The sequence below is a fragment of the uncultured Aquimarina sp. genome, from assembly GCF_947492405.1.
GTDB lineage: Bacteria > Bacteroidota > Bacteroidia > Flavobacteriales > Flavobacteriaceae > Aquimarina.
The window spans coordinates 90,120-102,818 of the sequence record NZ_CANLMP010000001.1 but is presented as its reverse complement, the minus strand read 5'-3'; the positions used below and the strand labels follow the sequence as shown (position 1 = coordinate 102,818).

Genomic DNA, 12,699 nt, shown 5'->3' with positions numbered 1-12,699 from the left:
TTCCTTCAGTTATTTAAAATATTCTTACAAGAAAATGAAATACCTTACATAAATTACGGATAAATTGTTCTTTTTACACGATGATTAACACTTCATACAATCTATTTTTGTATTTTCGCTTTAACCATTGACTAAAAACTTAACAAGTTGAGAAACTTTCTTAATCAAGTAGTTATAATTTTTATAGTATTTATTTCGCTAAATACTTTGGCCCAAACTTCATTGGATGGAAATGATATTCAATCATATATTGAGGAAGCCGAAGTTCTATTAGAAGAATATAAATATGAGCAAGCTTTAGAAAAGGCTCAAATAGCATATAAAACTGCAAAATATAATGATGACGAAAAAAATCTAGCTAAGATTCATGATGTTATTGCGCGAGTACACGAATTGAATAATCAAGAAAGTATTGCTATTACTAATTATAGAACTGCACTTACTTATGCTTCCAGCTCAAAGACTACTTATCTAAAAGCTAAGCTATATAATAATCTAGGAAACCTTTTTATAAAATCAGATTCTACATTATATAAAGGAATTGAACATTACAATAAAGGTTACCAAATCGCCAAAGAGATCAAGGACACTACTAAGATGGTGAAACCTTTATTAAATCTTGCGGAACATTATATTAATAATGATGACTACAAGACCAGTGATGGGTACCTAACTAAGGTAAGAGCCTTGATTGGTTCGGACATGAATATATCTAGTCCTCAAAAAACCAAATTAAGCAACTTGCTTGGTAAATATTTTTTAAGAGTAAGAAGATATGAAAGAGCTAATGAACACGTAGAAAATGCGATAGCCTTTGCTGCTGAAGAAATTACTAACACCAATAACAACAAAATATTAATTTCTACTTATCATAAGGAGTTAGCGACTTCTTACATGACAAAATATAAAATTCACAAAAGCCAAAAAGAGTTCGAATTAGCAACTCCTTTTCTAGAAAAACACTATGAAAGTCTCTCTAAATCAAAAGATCTAACAAAAGAAATTGAGTTACTCAAAGCTACTATTGAGTTTGGAGTAGATCAGATGAAAGATCAAGTAGAACAAGCTAATAAGAAAGATGATGAAAACTATTCTAAAGAGATTAAATGGCAGATCAGTATTATTCTTGGTGTTGTATTAATTTTAATTTCTCTTGCATTTTTAATTAGTGCTTACAAAAATAATCTACAAAAGAAGAAACTAAACAACGATCTTATAGAAAAAAATAAGGAACTTGTAAATGCTAAGGAAACTGCTGAGCAGGTTTCCACTCTTAAATCACAATTTATATCCACTGTAAGCCACGAATTAAGAACACCTCTTTACGGAGTTATAGGTCTTACCTCTCTGCTTATGGAGAACCCAGAAGAGAAAAAGAAGAATGAATATCTGGAATCTCTAAAATTCTCTGGAGACTACTTACTCGCCTTAATTAATGATGTATTACAATTAAGTAAAATTGAAACTAATGAGGTTAAACTAGAAAAAGTTTCTTTTGACCTAAGATCACTTATTGAAGGGATTGTAAATTCGCTTCATTCTAAGCAAAAACACAATAGTAATACGGTACATATTGATATCGATCGCAATATAAAAACCACACTACTTGGTGATTCAGTGAGATTGTCACAAATATTAATCAACCTAATTGGTAACGCTCTTAAATTTACAAATAACGGAAACATCTGGATAAAAGTAAATTGTCTTGACTATCAAGATGACAACTACAAATTACGTTTTATTATAAAAGATGATGGTATTGGTATTCCTAAAAGTAAGCAGGAGACTATTTTTGATAATTTTGCACAAGTAAAGAATCAAAACCAGGAATATGAAGGTACCGGACTCGGTTTAGCTATTGTAAAAAAATTAATTCATCTTCATAACAGTGAGATTTTTATTAATAGTGAGGATGGAGTTGGATCTGAGTTTACATTTGATCTGAGTTACGAAAAAGCGGTTAAAGAACAAGATATTTCATCTAAAACAGGGGAAACAATCAGTATTGGAACAACCAATTTTAATATTCTTATTGTTGATGATAATAAAATTAATCAGATTGTAACCCAAAACATCCTAAAGAAGAAAGGATATACCTGTAATTTAGCTAGTAATGGTATGAATGCTATCGAGATGGTAAAAAGCGAAAGTTTTGACCTAATTCTAATGGATATCAATATGCCAGAGATGAATGGTTTGGACGCCACTACAGTTATTCGAACTTTTAATACACACATCCCTATTATTGCGCTTACTGCGGTAGAAGAAGGAGAAATTAGAGATCAAGCATTATCTGTGGGAATGAATGATGTAATCATTAAACCTTATGACACTCAACAATTCTTCCAGACAATCATGAAAAATATTTCGAAAGTGAAGTATATAAGTTAGATTCTAAAACTATCTCATCGAATAATTTATTCTGTTAAAGCATATCGTACTTACCACCGAATATATTATTTTAGAGCACAATTTCTAAGCTTATTACACGAACATGAACTCAAAAAACACAGGTTTTAATACCATTTGCACCCATATTGGGGAAATAGAAGACAAACAATTTAAAGGAGCGATATCACCCATCTATCTTTCCACTTCATATGCTTTTGAAGATGTAGATATTAAAAGATATCCTCGCTATTTTAACACTCCTAATCAGGAGGCATTATGTAAAAAAATTGCACGTTTAGAAAAAGGAGAATCTTCTCTTATTTTTGGCAGTGGTATGGCAGCTATAAGTACTACCTTATTGGCTTTTCTTAGAAAAGGTGATCATATAGTTTTACAGCGTACGCTATATGGAGGAACTGTCAACCTGGTAAATGAAGAATTCAGCAAATATGGTATAGAATATTCTTTTGTAGATTCTCAGGACATCAGCGGATTTGAAGAAAAAATTAAAGAAAACACTAAGGTTATATACATTGAAACTCCTTCTAACCCTTTATTAACTATAACAGATATTAAAGCTATATCAGAATTAGCGAAGAAGAAAGGAATTATAACAATGATTGATAATACCTTTGCTTCACCAGTAAATCAAAACCCTATAGAATTAGGTATTGATATTGTTTTACACTCTGCAACAAAATATTTAGGAGGACACAGCGATATACTTGCTGGAGCCGTAGTATCTTCAGAAAAGAATATCGAACAAATATTTCATTTAGCAAAAAATCTAGGAGGCAGTTTAAGTGATTTCACCGTATGGATGTTAGAACGAAGTATAAAGACTCTAGGATTAAGAGTAAAACAGCAAAACAAGAATGCCAAGAAAATGGCTAAATGGTTAGAAAAGCACGAGGATATTGAAGCTGTGTATTATCCTGGATTAAAATCACACCCTGATTACGAAATAGCGAAAAAACAAATGAAAGGTTTCGGCGGAATGTTGTCTTTTGAATTAAAAAAAGGATTGGATGCCAGTAAATTTCAAAAAGAGCTAAAACTTATAAAAAGTTCTATGAGTCTAGCTGGTGTAGAAAGCACCATCCTTTCGCCTACATTAACATCACATGCTTTACTTACAGAAGAAGAAAGAGAACATCAAGGAATTAAAGATGGATTATTAAGATTTAGTGTTGGCATTGAAGAAAAAGAAGACTTAATAAGCGATATACAACAAGCATTAGAAAAAATTAAGATACTAGAACTTGAACACTAATATGAAATTAGATATCCTGGCTATTGGAGCACATCCGGATGATGTAGAATTAAGTTGTTCGGGCACGCTAGCAAAAGAAATTGATAACGGTAAAAAAGTTGGGATATTAGATCTTACCCGAGGGGAACTCGGAACAAGAGGAACTCCTGAAATAAGAGACCAAGAAGCAAAAGATGCTGCAAGAATACTTGGTGTATCTATTAGGGAGAACTTAGGTTTTAGAGACGGCTTCTTTACGAATGATGAAGCTCATCAGCTAGCTATCATTAAGATACTAAGAAAATATCAACCAGAAATTGTTCTTTGTAACGCTGTTAAAGATCGTCATATAGATCACGGAAAAGGAAGCAAATTAACTAGTGATGCTTGTTTCTTATCTGGTTTACGCAAAATTGAAACATCCATAAATGGTAAAACTCAAGCTGCCTGGAGGCCAAAAAAAGTATATCATTATATTCAATGGGAAATTCTTAAACCTGATTTTGTTGTTGATATAAGCGGATATATGGATAAAAAGATGGAGAGCGTAATGGCATACAAAACTCAATTTTATGATACAGACAGTAAAGCGCCATCTACCCCAATATCAAGTAAGAATTTTAAAGACAGTATTGAGTATCGAGCGGCTGATTTTGGAAGAATTATTGGTGTAGCACATGCAGAAGGTTATACCGTAGAACGCTATGTTGCAGTAGATTCCATTTTTGATCTAATATAATTTCATTTTTTGCTTTGTAGAAATATAAAAATGCCTTATTTTTGCAGCCGAAATTAAATGGTGGTTGTAGCTCAGTTGGTTAGAGCATTGGTTTGTGGTACCAAGGGTCGCGGGTTCGAATCCCGTCTTCCACCCTTTTAAAAAAAAAGACTCTGCTTATGCAGAGTCTTTTTAATTTATATATAATGGAATGGTCAATTAAATTCCTTAATGTTTATTAAAAACTTTGACTATTCGCTTCCAATACCATCTACTACTAATCTTTTTTCTCTATTCGCTACTTCCCAAGCCGTATAAAAAACAAGTTTAGCTCGCTTAGTCATCAGATCATATTCTATTTTATCAGCAGTATCCGTTGGCTGATGATAATCCTCATGAACACCATTAAAATAAAATATGATTGGAATATTATGTTTTGCAAAATTATAATGATCACTCCTATAATAGAATCGGTTAGGATCATCTTTAGCATTATATGTGTAGTCGAGATTGAGTTTGGTATATTTAGTATTTGCCTCTTCACTTAAATTATGTAATTCGGTACTCAATCTGTCACTACCAATTATATATATATAATTACTCTTATCATCACCTTCGTGATCTTTATCAATACGGCCAATCATATCGATATTAAGATTTGTGATGGTATTTTCTAATGAAAAAATAGGATTTTCTGTATAATACCTTGATCCATATAATCCTTTTTCTTCACCGGTAACGTGTAAAAACAATACAGATCTCTTAGGTCCTTGACCGTCTTTAACTGCTTTTGCAAAAGCCTCAGCTATCTCCAACAGACTAACAGTTCCGGATCCATCATCATCTGCCCCGTTATATACATTACCTTTACTATCTACTCCTACGTGATCATAATGAGCAGATATTACTACAACTTCATTAGGTTTTTCTGAACCTTTAATATAAGCCAATACATTTTCTGAAGATTTAATACCTCCTCTAAAATAACTTTCCGGTATTACCTGAAAATAATCATCATCGCCAATTGGTGATGGAATATTCATTCTTTTATATTGATTTTTTAAAAATTCTGCTGCCTTTTTCTGGCCAGGCTCTCCTGTATCTCTGCCTTCAAAATCATCTCCTGCAAACGTAAACAAGTATTCTTTAAGTTCTTCTGAAGTAATAGTTTCTGCATAGGACGCAACATCCAATGTAGCTTCTTTCGCTTTTGAAGAATTAGAACTACCAGTATTTGATGAATTCTGTGAACTGCCGCAGGAATAAAGAATTGATAAACTAAAAACAATTAAAATATTTCTCATTGAATTCTTTTTTTATAACACTATGCAATATACAGATTTAGGGGGAGATCATTTTGCGAATGTTTTCTTAAAAAAATTATCAAAAATTAATTAAAAAAAATCTTCATAGAATTAAAAAAGGTTATTATATTTGCACCCGCATTCAGGGAATACCTGATGAGACTAAACACTGGAGAAATGGCAGAGTGGTCGAATGCACTGGTCTTGAAAACCAGCGAGGGTCACACCTCCGGGGGTTCGAATCCCTCTTTCTCCGCAAAAACCCTTGTAAACAATTGATTTACAAGGGTTTTATTTTTGACGGATAATATCATTGACAAAAACCTGTATCTGATATTTTTTTGTATCTAAAAAGTTATTTTTTAATTACAGATCCAAAAACCAAATCTAAGCCAGCTCCAAGAGCTAATCCAATTGCAATATTATCGGTTAAAACACCTACTCCAAGCCCAATTCCTGCTCCAAAAATTAATCCTAATGCCCATTTCTTTTTCATATTACTTTTTTTAAAAAATTGTTAAACATCCGATTTAAAAAAATCATTTATTATACTAAACTCTTATGATTCCATACACCAGTTTTAGCAACTTTGGATGCATACTCGCTAAAGTCAATAGGCTTTCTACCTAAAACTTTTTCGATGTCATTAGAAATTTCTGCTAGTTCAGGATTTCCCAGAACCTCAGTAAATAGATATTCGATAAGCCAAATAAAATCTTCTGGCAGGTTTGCTTTTCGCATACCTTCTCCATATTCCTGTACCGTAATGGGAACAAAAGTGATGTTGCGATTGCTTGCCTTCGCAATTTCAGCAACGGCTTCTTTAAAAGTGAGTGTTCTTACTCCTGTTAATTCGTATATCTCGCCATTGTGTTTGTCTTCTGTTAGTGATTTGACAACAACTTCGGCAATATCATCAACATCCACCCAAGGGATATTTGCTTCTGCTTGTGGCAGAGCTACGAATCCATCTAAAATAGGTTCTAGTAAGAAGTTTTCACTAAAATTTTGATTGAACCAACTTGCTCGTACAATCGTAAAGTCTAATCCAGAATGAATAACCACTTGTTCACACAATTGCGCTTCTCGTTCGCCCTTACCAGAAAGTAGTACTAACTTTTTGACATTTGCGCGTTTTGATTTCTTTACCAATTGTTCAATAGCCTCCAATGCTCCAGGTACTGCCAAATCTGGTTGATAGGTAATATATATTTTATCCATTCCATCTACAGCCGCATCCCAATCTTCAGGCTGATGCCAGTCAAATGATGGGCTGTTCGACCTGGAACCAATTCTCACATTATGACCCAACACTTCTAGTTGTTTAACAATTCTTCTTCCTGTTTTTCCAGTTCCTCCGATAACTAAAATGTTTTCTGTTTTCATTTCATTTGTTTTTAAACCTGTCTATCGACAGGCAGATTAATATTAACATTCATTTCCATGAAGATGGAAATCTTTTGATTTTACTTTTATAAATAATGAGTTGATTCTCTTTTGAGATAAACTTTGATATACCAATACAAGGTTACCGTCACAATAAACTCTAGTCCAATCAACCAAAAACCGAAATCAATGAAGAAATCTGAATACGTGCCTCCATAGGGCAATATTGTAAATGGTACGGTTATGAGTGCATCTAAAATTGCCGATATGATAAAGAAAATCAGTCCTACCTTAAATCCATGAGCACTAATGTCTTTTCTGTAATACAATTTTGCTCCTAACCAAACCAGCGGGATTATAATGATTGACAACCATATATTGGCTTGCTGTTCTGCATCTTCTAAAAATTGCACATAATAGGACGATGCATATAAACTCACTCCAATTATCCATATGATAATTCCAATACTAATAGTTCTTAAATGTTTCATGACTGTTCGTTTTTTGATTATTATTATTCACTCCGTTACTTCAAATGCGCTCAGCGCAGGTTTCGCGAAAGCGTCTAAATGATTTTGTTATTTATTGTACATCAAGCCTATTAGTAATAGAGTAAAAGATGCAAAAGAGCACACTGTACGTACCATATGCCAACGACTCCAAGGTTGTTCAAAAGTTTTCCTTAAATCAGCTAGTTCAACTTTAGTAGCTGTTTCCAATATTGTTTTATCCAATATTTCATTGAGCGGAACATTTTTAAAAATCGTCACCAAGCCCACACCTGCAAAGAATAAAATGGCAGCTATCATAAAGGACACAAAAGAGATCTGACTTGTATTCTTATATAAAAATGCATTGACAAATAATAGAATTGTTGGACCGAAAAAGACAATTAAAAAGCTACGGTTAATGATGACTCTATTCATCGCTTGAAATGACTGCAAAAAACCAAAGTCCCCCAGTCTCCCAATCCCAGGTGTTATAGCATTAGACCACGTAAAACATAATCCTGCAGTAAGTCCAGTAAATAAGACACTTAGCATCAATACGATGATTTTAAAGTTGATTTCCATTTTGATTGTTTTGTGTGGCTGATATCCACGTTAGCAAATCTTGATATTCCTGTGAAGTAAGTTTGATTTTCTTGCCTTTTGGCATTCTTTTTTTAATGAATACTTGTTTATAGACATCATCCACCCATGGATTCATATTATCTAAAGTGAACACACGTCTTCTATTGCGCTTGTTATGACACACGTTACATTTATTCTCTAGAATTTGAAAAGCCTTCTCTTTAGAGGTAGTTGTGACTCTTCTTATGAAAGCATACGATTGAGGTTGTAACATAACTGCCTCAATAGGTTTATAAACATCTTTAGAATCACTTAAAAGCGATAAAGAAAATGCGATTGCAAGCTATAATAGTATTGTCATCATCAAATAGTTTTATTGTTTGATGATACAAAGGTGTGACTATCTGGATCGATTCATTTATTCGAGAAGAAGTATGATTTGTTCGAAAAGTGCTTTACTTGATTTGGCTAGGTCTGTAGCCAAATTTTTTAGCAAAGGCATTTGAGAAGGAACTTAAGCTATCATAACCAACCTGCCAAGCAGCCTCTTGCACCGTGGTCTGCTGTTCGCTTATAAGCTTGTGAGCAGCAGAAAGACGTTCATTATGAAGGTATTTAAAGACAGGAACTCCAAAAACTGCTTTGAATTCTTTTTTGAGTTTGGTAGTATTGAACCCTATTTGTTGAGAGATTTCGGTAAGAGAAGGTGGATTTTCAAGATTAGAAATTAAAATATCTTTTACCTCATTAAGCTTGTCTCGATATTCGGTCTTTGAGTCTTCGTTGTGCATTAATGCTAGCCGACCAAAGAAGTGAGAAAGTAACGCCGTTATCTGACTTCGAAAGAACATCATCTTGGTTTTTCCTGAATACTGATTAGCGAAAATAGCGTCTACGATACGCTCCATTTCTGGTGTCATAAAAAAGCTAGGTCCTTCTACATAATTATCTTTGGGATTCACTAACTCCTGAAGTAAATCTCTAAATATTTCACCTTCTTGATTTGGTAGTTTATCAATATTCTGTAGGGCTGTGGCTATAACAATGCATTGAAGGTCTTTATCTGAAGAAATTGTATGTTCGAATTCTACTTTATCATCTGCATAAAAGGATAAAGCTAAGCCTTTGGTATGCTGAAATTTTTTACTTTTCCCGTTATAATTAACTGCTAAATCCACATTTCCTGAGCCATAAAATGCTACAGCAATAAGTGGTTCTTCAAAACGACAAGCGTCTACTTCCACAGATGTAGCTTTGGCCTCTTCAACCAAAATTACAAAGTCATTTATATGTATAAAATCTCTGGTCATATATTGACTATAAAGTTAAGAAAATTATATGATCGTATAATTTAAGAATTAAAAGAGCATAAGATGTTTACTATAAAACCTAGACAAAACATTCAAACCTTCGGAGTTATAATTTTCAAATACTACTTTTCAAAAAAAGTGCTATAGTGGTTTAATGAAATTTTATTATCCATCATTCTTTAGAACTTATGTTTGGAATATTGTTCCGTGATATAATTGAATCTTAAAAGAACATCAAAACAAGCTAATATTTAACAAGTAATATTAAGCATTGAAAAAAAGTAATATTCTGTAGCCTATGCATAAAAAGCCCTCACATTTCTGTGAGAGCCTAATTTTTACTAGTAGCGGGAACTGTGGACTCGAACCAGTAACTTTAGGGTTATGAGCCCTTACATTTATGTTTAAATCTATTAAAATGAAGTCGTATTTACCTTTAATTGACTTAAGCTCCTTTACCAAACATGATAAGAATTGCTTCTGCTGGTTTATCAGAATCATTCCACCATTTATGATTTACATTAGCAGGAATGAATATGGTATTTCCTGCTGAAACAGTGATACGCTCACCATCAACCTCACCCTCAATAGTTCCTTTAATCATAACACACATCATGGGAAACGGATTGGCTTGTTCGCGAGGGTCATTACGTACCTTATCTCCAGGAGAGACACTGTACCAAGCGGTACGTAATCCTTTTTCATAGTAAAACACGGTAAAATTGGAGCCATGTGCTTTACGTGTCGCTTTTTCATGAAATGGAATTATCTCCGGAAAACCTTTAGTCCAAAAATGAAACGAAAAGGCATTCAAATCACCATCGTCATCCACAGTGGGTTTATACCCATTTATTTCTCGAACACTCATTGGTGTATAATCACTACCAAAAGCTTTGCCTTGAGCTGTTAGTGCATTGATCTTTCCTTCACTAATAGCCTTTAAGGTTTCTAACTCAATCCGATAGACGTACGTTGGAATATTTGGCAACCCATCTTTGATATGGACCTCCCATTGTTTTTCAGTTTTCTTTTTACCAGTACTTTCAATGGTCCATTTCCCATTAACTTCCGGTACTTCTATCCCTACAATGCGTTTTTCACTAGCATGACGATCATTTTTATAATCGTTAACATAGGCTTTTATTATGCTTTCTGCCTCTTTTTCAGAAGTAGTTTTGATTTTATTAGTAATTTCTGGCATTACATCAGAAACGCTTGTTCCTTGAGCAAATATGTTCGTTGTTAATGTAACACAAAATAGCGCAGTCATAATAATTTTCATTCTTTTTGAAGTTTTCATTTGATTTATGATTTAAAATTTCACTTCACAAATGAATAACACAAAAGACTAAAAACTCAATAAACATTAGGCTTTGTGGAGAATGAACAGGTTTTAGGGGCGAGACTGCAATAAACTTAAAACAGTATTGGTGTATTTATTAGATACTGGAATTTCATCTTCAAATTCTTTAAGCTCAATTGACATATTTCTTCGCTTACTATTTTTTATTTTAAAGAAATTTGTATTGATTAAATATTGGCGGTGACAACGACATATTGGTGATATTGGATTCACAATTTGATTTTCAATATTCTTGAGACTAGAGCGAAATACGATTTTCTCTCTTTTATTATTCGACTTAATATGTATATCCACATAATTATCGTCACTCATAATATACATAACTTCATCAAGATTGAGCTCTATAGGCTTCACTCTAGGTGCAGTAATTTTATATATTTCTTTTGATGATAGTAACGTAATCTTTTGACGATTAAAATAACTTACAATTCCTAAAGTAAAAAAAGAAACAACTAAACCTATTCCGGAAACCCTTCCAATAACGTTTACATATTCCAATAAAGTAAAATCATTAAACTCTGCCAAGAAACTCTTAACCAGAAACATAACACCACTCACAAAAAGTATCATCCAGGTGTACCATAAAATAGCTTTACCTAATGTCCATTTTTGAAATAGTCTTTTAAAAATATTCGGAACAAGGAATTCCATTGTGCATATAGACAATGAAAAAATAACTCCCATAGCGATGATAATCAATTTAACGTACCAAATACCGTTATCGACTATAGCAAATGGTTTAAAAAGTATAATGAATAAACTAGCTGTAAAACCTAATAAAAAAACATTAACTATATTTTTAAAGTTTTTTTTAGGTCTAGGGAATGGTGTGTAAAAGAGTTTGAACATTACATAAAAATAATTTTGAAAAAGTCAGTTTTGCTTTTATGATTAAACTTATCCTTTTTCATACTCAAATGTATAAAATTATCTCATCTACAAATGTATCTAAATTGAAACATTTTAACCTTCAGAATTTTAATTTCTAAATACTAAAGTTTGATTAAAATGAAATATGGAGAGACATATCAATAATATATTTTCACCTTATTAAATAACACAACTATAAACGCTCCCACATTTTATCCGCATTTAACCTAAAAGTACCTAAGTGATCAAAACTACATTCAGATGGAGCTATAATAGACAAAAATGGTTCTTCTTTTCTATTTCTATAAAGATGATACACTTCCTCGACTATGGGTTCAAAAGTAAATTTAGCATTGTAAACTAAATTATTATACTCAAACTTCTCAATAAAAACATCATATTGTGCTCTTAGTTGGTTCATCCCGATAAGGACACCTGCATTTTCAGATCCCAATTAATCACCATGTATTGTACGTTAACTGATTTCATATTCTTTAGCAACTTGCCTAACATTCAATATATTTGAGTATTGAGGTTTAATTAAAAGTGAAACAAGTCGATGTAATTTTTTCTTACGAAAAAAGCTCAAGCTACAGGCTCGATATAATGATACAATGAAATACCTATGAATTTTTATTTTTTTAATGATTTGTAACCTTTTCATATTTTCTATCCTCTAAACAATAAAAACAGATTTATGATAACTTTTTGGCAAATCCCTTTCATGGTTTCAATTATTACTTGTGCAGTAGTTCTAGCATACTATTTAAAAAACCAACACAAAGAGAAAATAGAACTCATTAAAAAAGGCGAGAGTATTGTTTTTCAAGATGCTTTGGAACAAATGCGTTTAAACAGTCTTTCTAGAGGTATCATTGCGATTGCACTTGCATTGGGTGTAGTATCTGGATACCTGCTGGTTCATTACACAGTAATCATCCCGATTGTTGGGTATATCACAATGCTCTTTTTAAGTTTTGGTATTGGTTCACTGATTTTTTATAGAGTCATCAAGAATGATTAGAACCATCT

The 12,699-nt window shown here is 32.6% G+C and carries 14 protein-coding genes and 2 tRNA genes; 6 read left to right on the top strand and 10 right to left on the bottom strand.

All coding sequences use genetic code 11. The annotated features are described in order from the left end of the window. Window positions 1–147 precede the first annotated feature (147 nt). The 4 genes from Q0829_RS00500 to Q0829_RS00485 all read left to right on the top strand — a co-directional run bounded on the left by Q0829_RS00500 (window position 148) and on the right by Q0829_RS00485 (window position 4,517). A complete protein-coding gene (locus Q0829_RS00500; RefSeq protein ID WP_298538697.1) occupies window positions 148–2,391 on the top strand; it encodes a response regulator in 2,244 nt (747 codons plus the stop codon). A gap of 103 nt (window positions 2,392–2,494) precedes the next feature. Further along, window positions 2,495–3,664, top strand: coding sequence for a PLP-dependent aspartate aminotransferase family protein (locus tag Q0829_RS00495; RefSeq protein WP_298538696.1), 1,170 nt, complete (start codon window positions 2,495–2,497; stop codon window positions 3,662–3,664). A 1-nt stretch (window position 3,665) separates the two neighbouring features. Then, window positions 3,666–4,382: a bacillithiol biosynthesis deacetylase BshB1 gene (gene bshB1, locus Q0829_RS00490; RefSeq protein ID WP_298538694.1), complete on the top strand. Its 717-nt coding sequence runs from the start codon at window positions 3,666–3,668 to the stop codon at window positions 4,380–4,382. Between the two features lie 59 nt (window positions 4,383–4,441). After that, window positions 4,442–4,517, top strand: a tRNA-His gene (locus Q0829_RS00485). 95 nt (window positions 4,518–4,612) lie between these two features. Here the strand turns inward: Q0829_RS00485 and Q0829_RS00480 are convergent. Further along, on the bottom strand, window positions 4,613–5,665 hold the full coding sequence (locus tag Q0829_RS00480; protein ID WP_298538692.1) for a M28 family metallopeptidase: 1,053 nt from the start codon (window positions 5,663–5,665) through the stop codon (window positions 4,613–4,615). 171 nt (window positions 5,666–5,836) lie between these two features. Between Q0829_RS00480 and Q0829_RS00475 the strand changes: the two genes are divergently transcribed. Continuing rightward, window positions 5,837–5,921, top strand: a tRNA-Ser gene (locus Q0829_RS00475). A 99-nt stretch (window positions 5,922–6,020) separates the two neighbouring features. Here the strand turns inward: Q0829_RS00475 and Q0829_RS00470 are convergent. The 9 genes from Q0829_RS00470 to Q0829_RS00430 form a co-directional block, all read right to left on the bottom strand. Beyond that, window positions 6,021–6,161 (bottom strand): hypothetical protein, encoded by a 141-nt coding sequence (locus Q0829_RS00470; protein WP_298538690.1) that lies wholly within the window; start codon window positions 6,159–6,161, stop codon window positions 6,021–6,023. A 50-nt stretch (window positions 6,162–6,211) separates the two neighbouring features. After that, window positions 6,212–7,051: an NAD(P)H-binding protein gene (locus tag Q0829_RS00465; protein ID WP_298538688.1), complete on the bottom strand. Its 840-nt coding sequence runs from the start codon at window positions 7,049–7,051 to the stop codon at window positions 6,212–6,214. 86 nt (window positions 7,052–7,137) lie between these two features. After that, on the bottom strand, window positions 7,138–7,542 hold the full coding sequence (locus tag Q0829_RS00460; RefSeq protein ID WP_298538686.1) for a DUF5367 family protein: 405 nt from the start codon (window positions 7,540–7,542) through the stop codon (window positions 7,138–7,140). Between the two features lie 87 nt (window positions 7,543–7,629). Further along, a complete protein-coding gene (locus tag Q0829_RS00455) occupies window positions 7,630–8,124 on the bottom strand; it encodes a DUF1772 domain-containing protein (protein WP_298538684.1) in 495 nt (164 codons plus the stop codon). Then, complete coding sequence (locus Q0829_RS00450) at window positions 8,108–8,398, bottom strand: hypothetical protein (RefSeq protein ID WP_298538683.1); 291 nt, start codon at window positions 8,396–8,398, stop codon at window positions 8,108–8,110. Before Q0829_RS00450 ends, Q0829_RS00455 begins: the two co-directional genes overlap by 17 nt. Window positions 8,399–8,579: 181 nt before the next feature. Then, entirely contained in the window at window positions 8,580–9,434 is an 855-nt protein-coding gene (locus tag Q0829_RS00445; protein WP_298538680.1) for an AraC family transcriptional regulator, read from the bottom strand. Window positions 9,435–9,879: 445 nt separating this feature from the next. Then, on the bottom strand, window positions 9,880–10,734 hold the full coding sequence (locus Q0829_RS00440) for a cupin domain-containing protein (protein ID WP_298538679.1): 855 nt from the start codon (window positions 10,732–10,734) through the stop codon (window positions 9,880–9,882). Window positions 10,735–10,827: 93 nt separating this feature from the next. Then, window positions 10,828–11,646 (bottom strand): LytTR family transcriptional regulator DNA-binding domain-containing protein, encoded by an 819-nt coding sequence (locus Q0829_RS00435; RefSeq protein WP_298538678.1) that lies wholly within the window; start codon window positions 11,644–11,646, stop codon window positions 10,828–10,830. Window positions 11,647–11,860: 214 nt separating this feature from the next. Then, on the bottom strand, window positions 11,861–12,121 hold the full coding sequence (locus tag Q0829_RS00430; protein WP_298538676.1) for a DUF2452 domain-containing protein: 261 nt from the start codon (window positions 12,119–12,121) through the stop codon (window positions 11,861–11,863). A gap of 243 nt (window positions 12,122–12,364) precedes the next feature. Between Q0829_RS00430 and Q0829_RS00425 the strand changes: the two genes are divergently transcribed. Further along, window positions 12,365–12,691: a DUF6249 domain-containing protein gene (locus Q0829_RS00425; protein WP_298538674.1), complete on the top strand. Its 327-nt coding sequence runs from the start codon at window positions 12,365–12,367 to the stop codon at window positions 12,689–12,691. The last annotated feature ends 8 nt before the right edge of the window (window positions 12,692–12,699 follow it).